Here is a 15,590-nt window from a genome sequence, read left to right as displayed (position 1 = left end):
GCAGGAATGGAGCGGAAGCCGGTAGGTCGCAGCTCAATGGCATTGACCGCCGACCTTGTCGCAAGGGTCGAACGTATCGAGCCGGATCCCGGTCCCGAGCCTGGAACAACCGAGCATACCGACGCGGAGTTCGATAATCTTGTCGAGCAACTCCTGTCGGAACATCGGCCTGAAGCGCTGTGGGTTTTTGCCTATGGGTCGCTGATCTGGAATCCTGAATTCGCCTATGTCGAACAGCGCCCGGCCACGGCGCCAGGATGGCACCGCTCGTTCTGCCTGACGCTGACCCGCTGGCGCGGAACCCGCGATTTGCCGGCCTTGATGCTGGCCCTCGATCGAGGCGGCAGCTGCAACGGCATCGTCTATCGGCTGCCTGCGCAAGACCATTTCGGGCAACTTGGCCAATTGATGCGCCGGGAGATCGATGCCAACCCGCCAACCAACGTGCCGTGCTGGATCAAGGTCAAGACCGAGGATGGGCCGCTGCGTGCCTTGGCTTTCGTCGCCGCGCCAGGCGGCAGGGCCTATGCCGGCCGGTTGCCATTGGAGCAGGTTGCCGACACGCTGGCGCGGGCTGCCGGGCATTGGGGCTCGTCGGCGCAGTACCTCTTCCGAACCGTCAGCAAACTGGAGGAGAGCGGGATCCGCGACAAGAACCTTTGGCGCATCCAGGATCTGGTAGCTCGGCAAATCATAGCGTCCACCGGCGGCGCCCAGCACGCCCGATCTTCACCCTAGCGGCAGGCGCGATAGCCGCTCTTGCGGTTCTTGATGTCGAAATGGAAATGGTTGCGGTGGTCGTAATTGTAGCCGGGGCCGAGCACTGTGGTGAAATACTGGCAGCCGTCGGCGCGCACATTGTTGAGGAAGCCGCGGGTGCGGAAGGCAAACAGGCCAGGCTTGCGCACGTCGATGTCGTCGCCATTGTTGAGCTCGATGCTCATCACGTCGAGCGCATTGCCCTTGCCGTGCTCCGACAGGACACCTTCGCCGGCAATGTTGCGGCAGGAATAGCTTGAGCCCTGATGGATGGTCTTGACGCCGGAGAAATAGCGCCAGCGCGCGGACGGAACCAACTCGTTCTTCGTCCAGCCGGCGAAGGTGGCGGCCATGTCGCAGGTCAGGGTGGCGGCAGGCTTCATCTGAATGCTGCCGATGGCCGAGACCTTGACCGGATAGTCGATGCCGCACTGGCCTTCATGGATCGGCTGGACGTCGGTGTAGACGACGCCGAGGCGCCTCAACTCGGCGCGGCAGTCGGTTTCGCTGGCCGGCATCTGCTCGGGCTCGGACATCGGCTCGTCCATGCGCGGATAGGCGGCGGTCATGTAGGGGTTGGAGGGCACCAGGGCCTGCATGCCGGCGGCTTGCGGCGGCACCGCTGACGTCGAGCCGACATCGACGGCAGGCTGCAACGACAGCACACTGCCAGTGTTGCATGCCGAAACGGCGGCCAGCGCGAGGCCGGCGGCGGCGAAAAAAGCGGCGCGAAATTTGCCGGCCATTGGCGGAGTCCCGTTGACGAACCTGATCCCGATCAGGTTCTTCCTTTTGCCTGACCATGATCTTGTCCGAAAACCGGTTCCCACTTTTCGGGATCATGGCTCGATATCCGGCATTTTAACGATCAAGGGTAAAGGAAAACTCTGCGGTTGCGTTCACGCCTGCGGCTGAATTGCGGCAAGCGACCCCTGCAACATCTACGCCTACTGGCAGAATGTGCCGCCATGCCGGCGCGGCTCCAGGTCGAGATGGAAATGCAGGGAATGATCGGGGTCAGAGCCTGGTCCGAGCACGGTCTTGAACGGCCCGCAGGCCGCCTTGCGCACGTCGCTAAGGAATTTACCATCCTTCTCCGGCGGCGTCGGCCCGACTTCGATCTTCCTGCCATCCGACAGCGTGAAGCTGGCGATGTCGAGCGCGTTGCCAAAGGCATGTTCCGACAGTTTCCTGGTGCCATGGCGCGGCCGGCAGACAAAGGCCGATGCCTGGCTGATCGACTTCAGATCCGCGCCGAATTCGGCTTTCGCGGCCGGCTGGATGACATCGGCGGCAAAACGTGCGGCGGCTTCGGCCATCTGGCAGTTGAGCTCGGTGCCAGGGCCGATATCGATGGATTTGCCAAGCGTCTTAAGCACTAGGGGATAGGGGATCGAACAGCCGATTTCGGGATCGCTTTCCGCCTTGTGCGCCTCGAACTCGACGCCAAGCGTCTTCAACCGTTCGCGGCAAGCGACTTCCTCTTGCGGCATTTTTTCATCCGGCAGGTCCGCCGAGCGCGGGTCGGGAAGCATTTTCTTGTCGCCGGCATCCGCTGGTCTTTCGGCTGGCTGTGGGGCAACTGTAGGTGGCTCAACCTCGGGTGCCGCGATGTCGGGCTTCCGTGTCGGTGTCGGCGCAACAGTCGGCGGCTCCGGCTCGCTCTCCGTGTGGTCAGACGGTTCTGGTGCCAGCGGCTCGGGACGTGCCTGCCTTGTGTGACGAGACTTTTCTTCATTGAACCGGTCGTCATTGGACCGGTTGGGCGCCCCAGTGGTCTTTGGACCCTCGGTCTTTTGCTCTTCGATCGTTGCTGGGTCGGTCTTCCCAGCGTCCGCGGGACGTGCCTCCGGCACCGGAACAACGTCACGCGAGGGCAGCGGATCCGGTGTTTTCTCTGGCATCTGGCTCGGCGTGATATGCCTGACACCCCGCGATTTCAGGCGATGCTTGCCCCGTCGTGTCAGCGGCCGGTCGGCCCGCGGCGTCAGCGGCTCCTCCACCCGCATCGTCAGCGGCTTGTGTTGCCTGTGGCGATGTCTGGCGTCGGCCGGCGTCGCCAGCAGGGCCGTGACGGCCATGACCAGTACAATCCTGCATGTTCGGGAAAAGACAAAAGACCCCATCGCCATCAACGGCATGAGCGCCCGGAGGTTGCCTGCGGCCCATCACGAACGGTAACCGCACTGTCACGCACCAATCGCTTCCAGTCCTTCCTCCAGCCAATCGGCGAGCAACGGCATGCCAAGCAGATACTTTGCCGTGCGCTTGTTGGCGCGTTCGCGCGCCGCCGTCAGAGCGTCCGTCCATTCCGAGGCGTCGTAGTCGCCGCGGCCGACCCAGGCCAGCGCTATCAGTTCGGCCGCTTCATCGACATTGAGGTCGTTGATCAGTTCGCGCAGTTCCTCCTCGGTCAGGTTTTCGGAGCTTTCCTCGGCCAGGCCGTCATGGTGGTGATTGGCGTGCGCCTCGCCGTCGAGCTCGATCTCGTGCTCGGCGCCATCGGCATAGTCTTCGTTGACGGCGGCGCTCAGCGCCTTGGCCTTGAGAATGAACAGCCGCACGGTGTCGGGACCGATCGAAAGCTCCCATTCCTTCTCAAGGCGCCGTTGCACTGGCCTTCTCCATCCTCCGTTCTCCAGATGATAGCGGATTTAGAGCGCTCGTCACGTCACGTTCGGCTTGCGGTCCTCACCTTTGGCAGAATCCCGGCGAAACGGAATCTGGCCGGATCTCAGCCTCGAGCGGTTGCGAGGCGGCTCGTTCCCGATAGTTTTGGCGGACGCTACTTTTTTCCGGGATGAAACGGCTTCTGCCTGGCGTTAGTGTTACATTGTCATCCTCAAGGAGGCTTCGATGCATAAAAGAGTTTTGATCCAGGCGGCTGCGGCGCTTGTCGCACTGCAGTTCTTCGCGGTTCCGGTGTTTGCAGCCGGCGGAGACAGTTCCGGCGGTAGCGGTGGAACTTCCACGCAATGCAAGAAGGGCGAGGTCTGGGACAAGAAGCTGAAGAAGTGCGTGGCGCCGAAGTACGGCATGCTGGATGACGATAACATCTATGATGCCGGTCACGACCTGGCGATGGCCGGACGCTATGACGAGGCGATCGCCGTGCTCAGCCTGGCCGCCAACAAGCAGGATCCGCGCATCCTCAACTATCTCGGCTATTCGCACCGCCATTCCGGCCGCGTCACGGTCGGCCTCGGCTATTATGAGGAAGCGCTGCGCATCAACCCTGACTACACGCTGGTGCGCGAATATCTCGGCGAGGCGCATCTGCAGATCGGCGATCTGGCTGGCGCCCGCGAGCAGCTCAGCGAGATCGAAAAGCGCACCGGCAAGGGTTCGCGCGAATACGGCATGCTGTCGGAACAGATCGACCATTTCATGAGAAGCTGATTTACCCCAACGCTTCTCGAACCGGCTGCGAGCAATCGCGGCCGGTTTTTTGTTGGCAAAACCGCATCTGCCGCAACGGCAACTGCTTAACCGGCAGATGAATTTTCAAAATCCGATTTTTTGGCGTGAAAAACCCGGGAAGATTGCTATATTCAGCGAAATTGCGGTGAAACGGTTCCGTTAGCCCGAGGCTGGCGGACCGTTTTCTTTTTGTACCCATCGACAAGGCTTTCCCCGAAACGCGGGGGTGGCGGCAGGAAAGGTCAGGCATCATGAACAAGGTCCCGATGACAGGCGAGGGGTTCGCGTCATTGAAGGAAGAGCTGCGTTGGCGTCAGCAGGAAGAGCGGCCGCGCATCATCGAGGCGATCTCCGAGGCGCGCTCGCATGGCGACCTGTCCGAAAATGCCGAATACCATGCTGCGAAAGAGGCGCAGAGCCTCAACGAGGGCCGGGTCAACGAGCTTGAGGACTATATCGCGCGGGCCGAGGTCATCGATGTCAGCAAGCTCAGCGGCGACAAGGTCAAGTTCGGCGCCACCGTGGTGCTGGTCGACGAGGACACCGAGGAAAAGAAGACCTACCGGATCGTTGGCGATCAGGAAGCGGACGTGAAGTCGGGCCGCATCTCGATCTCTTCGCCAATCGCGCGCGCGCTGATCGGCAAGGAAGTCGGCGACGCCATCGAGGTTAATGCGCCCGGAGGTGCAAGGGGTTATGAAATCGTCCAGGTGCAGTTTATCTAGGACCTTTTGATAATTCTGCTCTGGCGGCCAGCAATCTCTCGGCTTCAGCTACCACCTCGGCGGGCGTGACTTGGCCGCCCGGCGCAGCCAGCAGCGTCGACGAATACGGCCCGCGCGGGCCGGTCAGGCCGGGCTCGGTCGCCAGAAATATCGCGACGGTTGGCAGGCCGAAGGCGCTGGCGAGATGGGTCAGGCCGGTGTCGGCGCCGATGACCAGGGTCGAGCGGCCGAGGATCGCAGCGATTTCTGCAAGCGGTGATTTGGGCACAACGATAGCTTCGGGAACGGTCGCCGCGATGGTTTCGGCGACCGCTTTTTCCTTTGCGTTGGACCAGGTGGTGACCGGCGTCATCTTCCGCGCCACCAGGAGGCGGGCGGTTTCGATCCAGTCGCCGACCGGCCATTTCTTGTCCTCGCGGCTGGTGCCGTGCAGCAGGAAGGCGGTTTTGCCTGATATGCCGGTCAGACCGCCAGCCGGCGGCTCAATGCCTGATGCCAGCGTTGAAAAATCAGGCTCGTAGCCGAGCACCAGCCCAAATAGCCGCCGCGTCCGCTCGATGGCGTGGCGATCGCGCGGCACGGCGTAGCGGCGGTTGTAGAACAGGGTCGCCGATGGCTCACGCGCGCTCGACCGGTCGAAGCCGGCGATCGGTGCTGCCGCCTGTTTTGCCACCAGGGCCGACTTCAGCAAGCCTTGCGCATCGATGACGAGGTCGTAGCGGCAGGCCCGCAGCGCGTGGCGCAATCCCAATGCCTCGTGCCAGGTGCCGCGGTCGAACAGCGCCTTGCGCCAGCGCCTTATGGCAACGGTGTGGACGGTGCCGATTGCCGGCTGCAAGGCAACGATGCCGGCAAAAGCCTCTTCAACGCACCAGTCGAACGACACATCCGGACGGCTGCGGCGCGCATCCTCGACGGCGGGAAATGTGTGGATGACGTCGCCCATCGAGGAGGTCTTGACGATGAGCACCCTCATACGGCGGCCGGAATTTCCAGCAACCGGTCGGCCGCTGCCGCAACCCGTGCGACGTCCAGCGTCTTCAGGCAATTGAGATGGCCGAGCGGACAGATCTTCTTGTGGCAGGGCGAACAAGACAGGCCCAGCCAGACCAGTTCGCGGTGTTCGGCAAGCGGCGGCGTGTTTTGCGGCGACGTCGAGCCGTAGACGGCGACGATCGGCGTGCCGACGGCAGCAGCGACATGCATCAGCCCGCTGTCGTTCGACACCGCCAGTCTGGCAGCCGCGATCAGGTCGATGGCGTCCTCCAGCCGCGTCTTGCCGGCGAGATCGACGACGCCGGGCGCGAGTGCTGCAATTTCCGCCGTCACATATGCATCGTTCTTCGACCCGAGCAGCGCGACCTGGAAACCTTTGGCCATCATGTCGCGAGCAAGGCCGGCATAGCTCTCGCTCGGCCAGCGTTTGGCCGGCCCGAATTCGGCGCCGGGCATAAGGGCGACGAATTTATCCGCTCTCAGCCCAAATCGGCCGAGCAACGCCGCCTGGTTGGTGGCATCGACGGTGAGCTTCGGAGCGCGAAATGCCCCTCCCTGGGCGAGGCCGAAATAGGCTTGCGCCGTGCGCCGTTTCACCGCATCGGGCAACGGCACGATGTCGGTCAGCAGGCCATAGCGCATTTCGCGCAAATTGCCGACGCGGCGCGGAATGCGGGCAAAGAACGGGATCAGCGCCGATTTCCAGCTGCCCGGCAGGATATAGGCCATGTCGTAGCGGCCACGCAGCAGGCGGCCGAAGCGGCGGCGAATGGTGAATTCGAGCGCGCCGGGTTTCAGCGGAAAGTCGATCTGCTGGCGTAGCTCCGGCATGCGCTTGACCAAAGGTGCCGCCCAGGCCGGGGCCAGCACATCGATCGCGGCGTTGGGATACAGTTCTTTCAGCGCCGAGAACAGGCACTGCGCCATTACCATGTCGCCCACCCAGCGTGGGCCGATCACGAGGATCGTTGGGCTTTCAGCCATTCGACATAGTCTCTGACACCGGTTTCCACTGTCCGGAATTGGCCATTGTAACCGGCCGCTCGCAAACGGGACATATCAGCTTGCGTAAAGCTCTGGTAGCTGCCCTTGAGATGGTCAGGAAATTCGATGAACTCGATCTCGCCTTTTCCCAGCGTGTCGATCACCGTTTCGGCTATGGCGCGGAACGGCTGGGCACGGCCGGTGCCGCAGTTGAAGATACCGCTCGAGCCGCGCTTCCACAGCCACAGATTAACGTCGGCAACGTCGCCGACATGGATGAAGTCACGGCTTTGCTCGCCAGGCCCGAAACCGTCATAAGCGCCGAAAAGCTTTGGGTTCTGGCCTTGCTCGACCTGGTTGAACAGATGGAAGGCGACCGAGGCCATGGCGCCCTTGTGCGCCTCGCGCGGACCATAGACGTTGAAGTAGCGCAGTCCCGCTACCTGAGAGTGATCGGTGTCGAAGACGGTGCGCCTGACATAGTCGTCGAAGAGTTTTTTGGAATAGGCATAGACGTTGAGCGGCCGCTCGCATTGCGGCTCTTCGCGAAACTCGGCGCCGCCGCCATAGACCGAAGCCGAGGAGGCATAGAGAAACGGCACGCGCAACGACTGGCAGGCATGCAGCAGACGTTTCGAATAGGCGTAATTCACCTCCATCATGAACTTGCCGTTCCACTCGGTGGTGGTCGAGCAGGCACCCTGATGGAACACCGCCTCGATACGGCCAAGCGCGCCTGCTTCGAGCTGTGTCAGGAATTCGTCCTTGTCGAGATAATCGGCGATCTCAAGGTCGGCGAGATTGGTGATCTTGTGGCCGTTGGTGAGGTCGTCGACGACGAGGATGTCGCTATGGCCTTCGGCGTTGAGAGCGGCGACGATGTTGGAGCCGATCATGCCGGCGCCGCCCGTGACGATGATCATGATGGCCTCTGGTTTGCCTTGCCGATTCCGGCCCTTATAGGGGAGGCTGGCTGGCCTGTCGATAAAGCAGGCTATTGAGAAGGGTGCGCGGGCCAGTCACAGTGGCGCCGCAAATCTCCCGCTTCAGTCGGCACGGGCCGACCCGTCGGGACGCGCGACAGGAGCAAGACAATGCCGTCGACCGAATTGCTGATTGCCTTTTTCGCCACCACGGCGATTTTCGCCTATATTCCCGGTCCGGCCATGCTCTATGCCGCCGCGCAGACCATGGCGCGCGGCCGCTGGTCTGGCCTGACGGCGGCGTTGGGTATTCATCTTGGCGGCTATGTGCATGTCATCGCCGCCGCGACGGGGCTGTCAGTGCTCTTTCACGCGGTGCCGACGCTCTACATGGCGGTCAAGCTGGTCGGCGCGCTGTACCTGATCTGGCTCGGCGTCTCGCTGTTTCGCGCCAAGGCACAAGGCGACGCGGTTCTGCCCGGCATCGAGCCGAAATCGGCCCGCCGGGCGTTTTTCGAGAGCATTACCGTCGAGGTGCTCAATCCCAAGACGGCGATCTTCTTCATGGCGTTCCTGCCGCAATTCATCGATGCGTCGGCGACGTTCCCGGTCTGGCTGCAGTTCGTCGTGCTGGGCACCATCGTCAATCTGATGTTTTCCTCGGCCGATGTCATGTGCGTGTTCCTGGCAGGTGCCGTGATCGGCAGGCTGCGGCGCTCGAGCCGTGCGCAGCGGCTGATGCAGCGCGCGGGCGGCACGGTTCTGGTCGGACTGGGCGTGCATGTCGCCTTGCAGAAGGCTTGACCGGTTGAGCTGTTCTGGCCGTGTCCTGCCGTTGCGCTGCTCGGAATTGCGGTATATCGGCTTCGCCGAGTCCTTTTCCCGCGCGTTGCAGATGACATGATCAAGCACAATCCGCCTTCTTCCGAACCCTTGCACCGCGCCATTGCGCGGTTCGGCAGTGCTACCGTGCTGGTGGTCGGCGATTTCATCCTCGATCGTTTCGTCAACGGCGTCATCGAGCGGATTTCGCCGGAGGCGCCGATCCCGGTCCTGCACGGGCGCGGCGAAACGTCGGCGATGGGCGGTGCCGGCAACGTCATCGCCAACATCGTTTCGCTTGGCGCTGCCGCCATACCGGTGTCGGCAATCGGCGCCGACACAGCCGGAAACACTCTGGTGCGCATGCTGGGGGAGTTGGGCGTCGACACAAGCGGTCTGGCGCAGGATGGCAACCGCATGACCTCGTCGAAGAGCCGCTTCAGCGCCCTCAACCAGCAGGTGCTGCGCTTCGACGAAGAGGAAATCAGGCCGCTCGGCGACGCGGAGCGGGCGACGCTGATCCGGCATTTCCGCTCAGCGCTCAAACAGGCCGACATCGTCATCCTGTCCGACTACGGCAAGGGCATATTGCTCGACGGCGTTGCTGGCGAGCTGATCTCGATCTGCCGCGAGGCGGGAAAGCCGGCGCTGGTCGACCCAAAGGGGCGCGACTATGCGCGTTATGCCGGAGCAACCGCGATCACGCCCAACCGCAAGGAACTGGGCGAGGCCGTCGGCCGCGCTGTGTTTGCCGACGAGGAGATCGTGGCGGCCGCGCGCGCGTTGATCTCGGCCCACGGCTTTGATTTCGTCGTCGCGACGCGCAGCGAGAAAGGCATGAGCGTCGTTGGCCCCAACGATGCCCGCCATATTTCCACGCAGGCGCGCGAAGTGTTTGACGTCTCGGGCGCCGGCGACACGGTGATCGCTACGTTTGCGCTGGCGCTTGCCGCCGGCGCCGACCGCGTCATGGCGGCCTCCATCGCCAACGCCGCCGGCGGCGTGGTGGTGGGCAAGCGCGGCACTGCCCGGCTGACGGTCGAGGAATTGACCGGCGCGCTGTTTCGCTCGCACGGACCGACCGCTCACAAGGATGCGATCCTCGATGCCACAGCAGCCGCGCGGATGGTGGCGGCGTGGAAGGAGGAGGGCCTGAGCGTCGGCTTCACCAATGGCTGCTTCGACATCCTGCATGCCGGCCATGTCAGCCTTTTGCACGCCGCGCGCAGCCAGTGCGACCGGCTGGTTCTCGGCCTCAACAGCGACGCCTCGGTGCGCCGGCTGAAGGGTGCCGGGCGTCCGGTCAACGACCAGCATGACCGCGCCTGCGTGCTGGCAGCACTTGCCTCGGTCGATGCGGTCGTTGTGTTCGAGGAAGACACGCCGCTGGCCCTGATCGAAGCGTTGCTGCCCGACATATTGGTCAAGGGCGCCGATTATACGGTCGAAACCGTGGTCGGCGCCGACGTGGTGCAGAAGGCGGGCGGGCGCGTTGTACTCGTCGATCTCGTCGCCGGCAAAAGCACGACCGGCACCATCGGCAAATTGCGCGCCGGCAGCACTACCAACTGAGGTTTTCATGTCTGAGCTAAATGACTACCTGGTCCGCTCGGCGGGCGCGATCAATGCAATGGTCGAGCGCGACCTCACGGCTGAGATGGAGCGGGCGGTGACGTCGGTCGTCGCGGCTCTTTCCTCAGGCAAGGCGCTGCTGATCGCTGGCAATGGCGGTTCAGCCAGCGACGCCATCCACATTGCCGGCGAACTGGTCGGCCGCTTCCTGAAGGAGCGCAAGGCCTACAATGTCATCGCACTGCCGGCCAATGCCGCGGTGCTGACCGCCTGGGGCAATGATTACGGCTTCGACACCGTGTTTTCGCGCCAGGTCGAGGCGCATGGTTCGGCCGGCGGCGTGCTGCTGGCGATTTCGACCAGCGGCAATTCGCCGAGCATCCTCGCCGCCGCCGAACAGGCGCGGATGATGGACATGACGGTGATCAGCCTGACCGGCGACACCGGCGGCAAGCTGAAGCCGCTCTCGGACATCCTGCTCAACGTGCCCTCGACCTCGACGCCGATCATTCAGCAAGGGCATCTGTGCCTCTACCATCATCTGTGCGAGGTGGTCGAAGCGCGCCTGAGCAATGGCTGACGGGACGCCGCCCGTGAAGCCTGAACCCTATCCGCTGGAAGAGCCAGGGCTGTGGGTCGAGCGGATCGGTTCGCATGTTTTTCCAGCTAACGCTCCGGCGCTGTTCCTCGACCGCGACGGCACCATCAATGTCGACACCGGTTATCCCGACGATCCCGCTGATATGGTGCTGCGGCCGGAAATGTTGCCGGTGATCCGAACGGCCAATCTTGTCGGCCTTCCCGCGATTATCGTCTCGAACCAGTCGGGCATTGCGCGCGGCTATTTCGGCTGGCCGGAATTCGCCGCCGTGAATGCCAGACTGCTGGCACTTCTCGAAGCCGAGCAATGCCACATCGATATGGTGCTTGCCTGTGCCTACCATTCGAGCGGCACGGGTGAACTTGCGATAGGTGATCATCCGATGCGCAAGCCAAATCCGGGTATGATTTTGCGTGCTCGTGATCTGCTGGGCGTGGATGTTGGTCGATCGATCATCGTCGGCGACAAGGCTGACGACATGGAAGCCGGTCGAAGGGCTGGGCTGGTGGAAGGTTGGCTGGTCGGCGGCAGGTTCAACAAAAAGGCCCCGGACGGCAGTTTTTCGACGCGCAAGCTGATGACGGGCAATGATTACCGCAGACTGTGCGACGTAGTTGTCGGGCTGGGCGTGGCTTAGAACGCCACCAGTCCTTCGTCCTTGACGCGGCGGATGGTGAGCGCGGTGCGCACGGTGTCGACATTCGGCGCCGAGGCCAGTTGCTCGATGACGAAGGTCTGGAAGGTGCCGAGGTCGCTCGCCACGCAATGCAGCAAGAAATCGGATTCGCCCGATACCATCCAGGCATCGCGCACGATCGGCCAGCCGCGCGTGCGCTCGGCGAAGGTTTTCAGTTCGGCATCGGCCTGGTGGTGCAGGCCGATCAGGCAGAAGGCGACAACGTCCAAGCCGAGCGCCGGTGCATTGAGCAAAGCGCGATAGCCGCGGATGATGCCGGTTTCCTCCAACCGCCTGACGCGGCGCAGGCAAGGCGGCGCCGATATGCCGACCCGGCTCGACAGTTCGACATTGGTCATGCGCCCGTCGCCCTGGAGTTCGCGCAGGATCTTCCAGTCGATGGCGTCGAGGTCGGCTTTGAGCGGCATGGGCGGCTTTCGTGCGGCGCGAAAGAATCTTTCGTGATTTTGTAATTAAACGAGTTCACTGTCCATTCCATCCCCACAATGGAAGCTTTCCGGGGACGAGCGCCGACTCGCCTTGCTGGCGTGGCGGGCAGCACTTACATTACGCGCGATATCAGTTTCCATGCCACAATCGCTGGCTGCTCTCCGCAGAGGCTCTAGATGACCACCAAGCACGCGCCTGTTCTTATCATCGGTTCCGGCCCCGCCGGCTATACGGCGGCGGTCTACGCTGCCCGCGCCATGCTGAAGCCGATGCTGGTCGCCGGCCTGCAGCAGGGCGGTCAGCTGATGATCACCACCGATGTCGAAAATTATCCCGGCTTCGCCGATCCGATCCAGGGTCCGTGGCTGATGGAACAGATGCTCAAGCAGGCCGAGCATGTCGGCACCGACATCATCAACGACATCATCACCGAGGTCGATCTCAATGTGCGGCCGTTCCGCGCCAAGGGCGATTCCGGCACCACCTACACCGCCGATGCGCTGATCATCGCCACCGGCGCGCAGGCGAAATGGCTGGGCATACCGACCGAACAGACCTTCATGGGATTTGGAGTGTCGGCCTGCGCAACCTGCGACGGCTTCTTCTATCGCGGCAAGGATGTAGCGGTGATCGGCGGCGGCAATTCGGCGGTCGAGGAAGCGCTCTATCTCTCCAACCTCGCCAAGAGCGTGACGGTCATTCACCGGCGCAACGACTTCCGTGCCGAGCGCATCCTGCGCGAGCGGCTGTTCAAGAAGGAAAACGTCCGCGTCATCTGGGACACGATCGTCGACGAGATCACCGGCCGGCCCGGTATGAAACCGCTGCCGCCTTCGGTGGAAGGGCTGAAGCTGCGCAACGCTGTGACCGGCGAGGAAACGCATCTGAAGGTCGACGGCGTGTTCGTGGCGATCGGCCATGCGCCGGCGGTCGAACTGTTCGCCGGCAAGCTGAAGCAGAAGCCCAACGGCTATCTGTGGACGGCGCCGGATTCGACCCGCACCGACGTTCCCGGCGTGTTCGCCGCCGGCGACGTCACCGACGACATCTACCGCCAGGCGGTGACGGCGGCGGGGCTCGGCTGTATGGCGGCCCTCGAGGCGGAAAAGTATCTGGCCGGCATCGAGGTTCATCGCGAAGCGGCGGAATAAGTTTATCAAAGCGGCGGGACAAGCCGTTCAAAAGCCTGATTTTTCATTCAGACGCCAAAGAACAGAACGAGGGGTATCATGGCGTTGGACTGGGACAAGCTACGCGTGTTTCACGCTGCGGCGGAAGCTGGGTCCTTTACCCATGCCGCCGAGACCCTGCATCTGTCGCAGTCGGCGATCTCACGCCAGGTCAGCGCGCTCGAACATGATGTCGGCGTGCCGCTGTTCAATCGCCACGCCCGCGGTCTGGTGCTGACCGAGCAAGGCGAGATGCTGTTTCGCACGGCGCATGACGTGCTGATGAAGCTGGAGACGATCAAGTCGCGGCTGACCGAGGCCAAGGACCGGCCTTCCGGCGTGCTCCGAGTGACGACGACGGTGGGCCTGGGCGCCGGCTGGCTGACCGAGCGAGTCCAGGAATTCATCGAACTCTATCCGGAGATCAGCCTGCAACTGATCCTGGCCAATGAGGAACTCGACCTGACGATGCGCCAGGCGGATTGCGCGATCAGGCTGCGCCAGCCGCAGCAGCCGGACCTGATCCAGCGCCGCCTGTTCACCGTGCATTTTCACCTGTATGCCTCGCCGGCCTATGTCAACAAACACGGCAAGCCGGCTTCGGTGGCCGAGCTGAAAAACCATCGCATCGTCACCTTCGGCGTGCCGGTGCCCTCGCATCTGTCGGAGCTGAACTGGCTTGAAACGGTCGGCGATTTCGAGGGCGGGCAAAGGGTGCCGACGCTGCAGATCAACGACATCCTGTCGATCAAGCGCGCCGTGCAGGGCGGCGCCGGCATTGCCATGCTGCCAGACTATGTGATCAACAAGGAGTCAGGGCTGGTGCAGTTGTTGCCGGAGACCGAAGTGCCGTCCTTCGACACCTATTTCGCTTATCCGGACGCAATGAAGAACCAGGCGAAGCTGCATGTGTTTCGCGATTTCATCATCGCCAAGGCACGAAGCTGGTCTTTCTAAATCACCCCGATCGGGATCGGCAGGCCTGCCGTCGCGCAAAGCCTGAGAGCCCTCTTCATGGAGTGCCTCTGGCCAGCAGCTTGATGTTCGTCGGCGCGGCAACCGGCGCATGGCTGTTGTCGATAAGCAATGTCGCTATTGTGCTCTCCGCGACTTTGGCAATTCTCGTGCTAGTGTGCGCGCGGATGTTGCGAATACGGCATTCCATTGCATTCCTGGACGAAATAAACCGACACCCGATCAATTAGCGGAGAGTGCCATGACCTGGGGAATTCCAACGGCTGCATTCGTCACGATCCACGTCGTCCTCAGCCTGATCGGCATCGCAGCAGGCGTCGTTGCGCTCGCCGGATTGTTGACAGGAAAAACGTTCGGCAGGTGGACGATGCTGTTTCTTGCCGCAACCATCCTGACGAGCGTCACGGGGTTTCCGTTGCCGCCCCTGGGGATCGATCCGCCGCGCATTGTCGGCGGGATTTCGCTGGTGTTGCTCGGTCTCGCCGTGATCGCACTGTACGTCTTCAGGCTGGCTGGGGCTTGGCGTTGGATCTATACAAGCTGCGCGATTGCCGCGCTTTACCTGAACGTCTTTGTCGGCGTGGTGCAGGCAGTTCAGAAGCTGCCGTTTCTTCAGCCGCTGGCGCCGACACAGTCAGAACCGCCATTTCTGGTCACACAGTTGGTCGTGCTCTTGATCTTCATCGGTCTGGGTATCCGAACCGCGATGGTGTTTCATCCAGAGCTGGGTCGAAGCGGGACTAACCCAACGATGTAAAGCCGGGAAGCCAGGTTCAATGACGCGAGCCTGGCGCCGCCTTCGTCTTGATCATGGCATCAGTTGCCTCCCCGCCACGGCGTCAGCCGCGGCAGCCAGCCGGGTACGTTGCGGCGGTAGGTTTCGTATTCGGCGCCGTAGTGGCGGGCCAGGGTCGGCTCCTCGTAGAGCCTGACGAAAGAGCCCATCGCAGTGGCGGCGATGGCTGCGTAGACCACAACCGTCCCGCTCGAAAACAGCAGCGCCTGGCCAAGGATGATCGACAGCACGGCGACATACATCGGGTTGCGGACATGGCGGTAGATGCCGCCGACGACCAGTCTTTCGGTTGGCGCCACTGGAGCCGGGGTGCCCAGGCCTTCGAGGGCAAAGCGGGCGAAGGAATGCAGCAGCAAGGCTACGGCCGCGACAATGAGGATCGTGCCGACCGCGACAAAGCCGGGCATGCTCGACAATGGCAGACCATAGCGATCCGTCAGCAGCCAGGGCACCAGTCCCGCGACGACGCATGGTGCGGCGATGAAGAACAGCGCGCTGCCGGCGATTGCCTGAGGTGTTCGCATTGAGGTCTCCCCTGCCGGTTCACGGCCTGGTGCCGTAAAAATAAACGCCGGCTGCCCGATTCAGCGTCATTCGGCGTTTTGCGAATTTCGGCAACAGAATCGGTTCAGATCGGCGGTTCCGCAATGGCTTTGGTGCCGGGCGCGCCCATTTCGGCGGGTTTTTCTGGTCCTATCGGGTCCGAAAATGGGTTGGACCAC

General features: G+C 62.6%; 19 protein-coding genes. 10 read left to right on the top strand and 9 right to left on the bottom strand.

All coding sequences use genetic code 11. The features are described from left to right. Nucleotides 1-6: 6 nt before the first annotated feature. Nucleotides 7-738, top strand: a complete 732-nt coding sequence (locus tag AC1DXU_RS04175; RefSeq protein ID WP_477364717.1) for a gamma-glutamylcyclotransferase — start codon at nucleotides 7-9, stop codon at nucleotides 736-738. On the opposite strand, the gene AC1DXU_RS04170 is transcribed toward AC1DXU_RS04175, so the two are convergent. From AC1DXU_RS04170 to AC1DXU_RS04160, 3 genes are all read right to left on the bottom strand, one after another. Continuing rightward, nucleotides 735-1,505: an extensin-like domain-containing protein gene (locus tag AC1DXU_RS04170; protein WP_477364714.1), complete on the bottom strand. Its 771-nt coding sequence runs from the start codon at nucleotides 1,503-1,505 to the stop codon at nucleotides 735-737. The two genes, AC1DXU_RS04175 and AC1DXU_RS04170, sit on opposite strands and share 4 nt — an antisense overlap. A 201-nt stretch (nucleotides 1,506-1,706) precedes the next feature. Next, nucleotides 1,707-2,846: an extensin-like domain-containing protein gene (locus tag AC1DXU_RS04165; protein WP_477366022.1), complete on the bottom strand. Its 1,140-nt coding sequence runs from the start codon at nucleotides 2,844-2,846 to the stop codon at nucleotides 1,707-1,709. A 102-nt stretch (nucleotides 2,847-2,948) separates the two neighbouring features. Further along, nucleotides 2,949-3,374 (bottom strand): DUF3775 domain-containing protein, encoded by a 426-nt coding sequence (locus AC1DXU_RS04160; protein WP_477364711.1) that lies wholly within the window; start codon nucleotides 3,372-3,374, stop codon nucleotides 2,949-2,951. A gap of 241 nt (nucleotides 3,375-3,615) precedes the next feature. On the opposite strand from AC1DXU_RS04160, the gene AC1DXU_RS04155 reads away from it, so the two are divergent. Continuing rightward, nucleotides 3,616-4,158 carry a tetratricopeptide repeat protein gene (locus tag AC1DXU_RS04155; protein WP_477364708.1) on the top strand — a complete coding sequence of 181 codons (543 nt, stop codon included), beginning with the start codon at nucleotides 3,616-3,618 and terminating at the stop codon, nucleotides 4,156-4,158. Between the two features lies 1 nt (nucleotide 4,159). On the opposite strand, the gene AC1DXU_RS04150 is transcribed toward AC1DXU_RS04155, so the two are convergent. Further along, nucleotides 4,160-4,432: a hypothetical protein gene (locus tag AC1DXU_RS04150; RefSeq protein WP_477364705.1), complete on the bottom strand. Its 273-nt coding sequence runs from the start codon at nucleotides 4,430-4,432 to the stop codon at nucleotides 4,160-4,162. Here AC1DXU_RS04150 and greA point away from each other — a divergent pair. Continuing rightward, nucleotides 4,431-4,904, top strand: a complete 474-nt coding sequence (gene greA, locus AC1DXU_RS04145) for a transcription elongation factor GreA (RefSeq protein WP_095090920.1) — start codon at nucleotides 4,431-4,433, stop codon at nucleotides 4,902-4,904. The genes AC1DXU_RS04150 and greA overlap by 2 nt on opposite strands. Here greA and waaC read toward each other — a convergent pair. Genes waaC through rfaD form a run of 3 tightly spaced genes read right to left on the bottom strand, consistent with a single transcriptional unit; the run spans nucleotide 4,897 to nucleotide 7,807 of the window. Next, nucleotides 4,897-5,880: a lipopolysaccharide heptosyltransferase I gene (waaC, locus tag AC1DXU_RS04140; RefSeq protein ID WP_477364702.1), complete on the bottom strand. Its 984-nt coding sequence runs from the start codon at nucleotides 5,878-5,880 to the stop codon at nucleotides 4,897-4,899. The genes greA and waaC overlap by 8 nt on opposite strands. After that, on the bottom strand, nucleotides 5,877-6,884 hold the full coding sequence (waaF, locus tag AC1DXU_RS04135) for a lipopolysaccharide heptosyltransferase II (protein WP_477364699.1): 1,008 nt from the start codon (nucleotides 6,882-6,884) through the stop codon (nucleotides 5,877-5,879). The genes waaC and waaF overlap by 4 nt, the downstream gene beginning before the upstream one ends. Continuing rightward, on the bottom strand, nucleotides 6,857-7,807 hold the full coding sequence (gene rfaD / locus AC1DXU_RS04130) for an ADP-glyceromanno-heptose 6-epimerase (RefSeq protein WP_477364696.1): 951 nt from the start codon (nucleotides 7,805-7,807) through the stop codon (nucleotides 6,857-6,859). The genes waaF and rfaD overlap by 28 nt, the downstream gene beginning before the upstream one ends. 171 nt (nucleotides 7,808-7,978) lie before the next feature. Here rfaD and AC1DXU_RS04125 point away from each other — a divergent pair, with 171 nt between their 5' ends. From AC1DXU_RS04125 to AC1DXU_RS04110, 4 genes are all read left to right on the top strand, one after another. After that, entirely contained in the window at nucleotides 7,979-8,611 is a 633-nt protein-coding gene (locus tag AC1DXU_RS04125) for a LysE family translocator (RefSeq protein ID WP_477364694.1), read from the top strand. Between the two features lie 96 nt (nucleotides 8,612-8,707). Beyond that, the gene (gene rfaE1 / locus AC1DXU_RS04120; RefSeq protein WP_477364691.1) at nucleotides 8,708-10,201 is read left to right on the top strand and encodes a D-glycero-beta-D-manno-heptose-7-phosphate kinase; all 1,494 of its coding nucleotides are present in this window, start codon (nucleotides 8,708-8,710) and stop codon (nucleotides 10,199-10,201) included. A gap of 7 nt (nucleotides 10,202-10,208) precedes the next feature. Further along, a complete protein-coding gene (locus tag AC1DXU_RS04115; RefSeq protein WP_477364688.1) occupies nucleotides 10,209-10,781 on the top strand; it encodes a D-sedoheptulose-7-phosphate isomerase in 573 nt (190 codons plus the stop codon). 13 nt (nucleotides 10,782-10,794) lie between these two features. Next, nucleotides 10,795-11,439, top strand: a complete 645-nt coding sequence (locus AC1DXU_RS04110; RefSeq protein WP_477364686.1) for a D-glycero-alpha-D-manno-heptose-1,7-bisphosphate 7-phosphatase — start codon at nucleotides 10,795-10,797, stop codon at nucleotides 11,437-11,439. Here AC1DXU_RS04110 and AC1DXU_RS04105 read toward each other — a convergent pair. After that, a complete protein-coding gene (locus AC1DXU_RS04105; RefSeq protein WP_477364683.1) occupies nucleotides 11,436-11,906 on the bottom strand; it encodes an Lrp/AsnC family transcriptional regulator in 471 nt (156 codons plus the stop codon). The genes AC1DXU_RS04110 and AC1DXU_RS04105 overlap by 4 nt on opposite strands. A 198-nt stretch (nucleotides 11,907-12,104) precedes the next feature. Here AC1DXU_RS04105 and trxB point away from each other — a divergent pair, with 198 nt between their 5' ends. The 3 genes from trxB to AC1DXU_RS04090 all read left to right on the top strand — a co-directional run bounded on the left by trxB (nucleotide 12,105) and on the right by AC1DXU_RS04090 (nucleotide 14,829). After that, complete coding sequence (gene trxB, locus AC1DXU_RS04100; RefSeq protein WP_477364680.1) at nucleotides 12,105-13,079, top strand: thioredoxin-disulfide reductase; 975 nt, start codon at nucleotides 12,105-12,107, stop codon at nucleotides 13,077-13,079. Between the two features lie 78 nt (nucleotides 13,080-13,157). Beyond that, on the top strand, nucleotides 13,158-14,054 hold the full coding sequence (locus AC1DXU_RS04095) for a LysR family transcriptional regulator (protein ID WP_477364677.1): 897 nt from the start codon (nucleotides 13,158-13,160) through the stop codon (nucleotides 14,052-14,054). Nucleotides 14,055-14,313: 259 nt separating this feature from the next. Then, nucleotides 14,314-14,829 carry a hypothetical protein gene (locus AC1DXU_RS04090; protein ID WP_477364674.1) on the top strand — a complete coding sequence of 172 codons (516 nt, stop codon included), beginning with the start codon at nucleotides 14,314-14,316 and terminating at the stop codon, nucleotides 14,827-14,829. A 59-nt stretch (nucleotides 14,830-14,888) separates the two neighbouring features. On the opposite strand, the gene AC1DXU_RS04085 is transcribed toward AC1DXU_RS04090, so the two are convergent. Next, entirely contained in the window at nucleotides 14,889-15,392 is a 504-nt protein-coding gene (locus tag AC1DXU_RS04085; RefSeq protein ID WP_477364671.1) for a methyltransferase family protein, read from the bottom strand. Nucleotides 15,393-15,590: the final 198 nt, after the last annotated feature.

The sequence above is a fragment of the Mesorhizobium sp. P3_A10 genome, assembly GCF_056403175.1.
This window is presented reverse-complemented; position numbering and strand designations above follow the sequence as displayed.

What these genes read in the sequence shown, in the direction of transcription:
- AC1DXU_RS04175 (WP_477364717.1), top strand. Translation starts at nt 7, where the DNA reads ATGGAGCGGAAGCCGGTAGGTCGCAGCTCAATGGCATTGACCGCCGAC.
- waaF (WP_477364699.1), bottom strand. Translation starts at nt 6,884, where the DNA reads ATGGCTGAAAGCCCAACGATCCTCGTGATCGGCCCACGCTGGGTGGGC.
- greA (WP_095090920.1), top strand. Translation starts at nt 4,431, where the DNA reads ATGAACAAGGTCCCGATGACAGGCGAGGGGTTCGCGTCATTGAAGGAA.
- AC1DXU_RS04125 (WP_477364694.1), top strand. Translation starts at nt 7,979, where the DNA reads ATGCCGTCGACCGAATTGCTGATTGCCTTTTTCGCCACCACGGCGATT.
- trxB (WP_477364680.1), top strand. Translation starts at nt 12,105, where the DNA reads ATGACCACCAAGCACGCGCCTGTTCTTATCATCGGTTCCGGCCCCGCC.
- AC1DXU_RS04150 (WP_477364705.1), bottom strand. Translation starts at nt 4,432, where the DNA reads ATGATGCCTGACCTTTCCTGCCGCCACCCCCGCGTTTCGGGGAAAGCC.
- rfaD (WP_477364696.1), bottom strand. Translation starts at nt 7,807, where the DNA reads ATGATCATCGTCACGGGCGGCGCCGGCATGATCGGCTCCAACATCGTC.
- AC1DXU_RS04115 (WP_477364688.1), top strand. Translation starts at nt 10,209, where the DNA reads ATGTCTGAGCTAAATGACTACCTGGTCCGCTCGGCGGGCGCGATCAAT.
- waaC (WP_477364702.1), bottom strand. Translation starts at nt 5,880, where the DNA reads ATGAGGGTGCTCATCGTCAAGACCTCCTCGATGGGCGACGTCATCCAC.
- AC1DXU_RS04155 (WP_477364708.1), top strand. Translation starts at nt 3,616, where the DNA reads ATGCATAAAAGAGTTTTGATCCAGGCGGCTGCGGCGCTTGTCGCACTG.
- AC1DXU_RS04090 (WP_477364674.1), top strand. Translation starts at nt 14,314, where the DNA reads ATGACCTGGGGAATTCCAACGGCTGCATTCGTCACGATCCACGTCGTC.
- AC1DXU_RS04095 (WP_477364677.1), top strand. Translation starts at nt 13,158, where the DNA reads ATGGCGTTGGACTGGGACAAGCTACGCGTGTTTCACGCTGCGGCGGAA.
- AC1DXU_RS04105 (WP_477364683.1), bottom strand. Translation starts at nt 11,906, where the DNA reads ATGCCGCTCAAAGCCGACCTCGACGCCATCGACTGGAAGATCCTGCGC.
- rfaE1 (WP_477364691.1), top strand. Translation starts at nt 8,708, where the DNA reads ATGATCAAGCACAATCCGCCTTCTTCCGAACCCTTGCACCGCGCCATT.
- AC1DXU_RS04170 (WP_477364714.1), bottom strand. Translation starts at nt 1,505, where the DNA reads ATGGCCGGCAAATTTCGCGCCGCTTTTTTCGCCGCCGCCGGCCTCGCG.
- AC1DXU_RS04085 (WP_477364671.1), bottom strand. Translation starts at nt 15,392, where the DNA reads ATGCGAACACCTCAGGCAATCGCCGGCAGCGCGCTGTTCTTCATCGCC.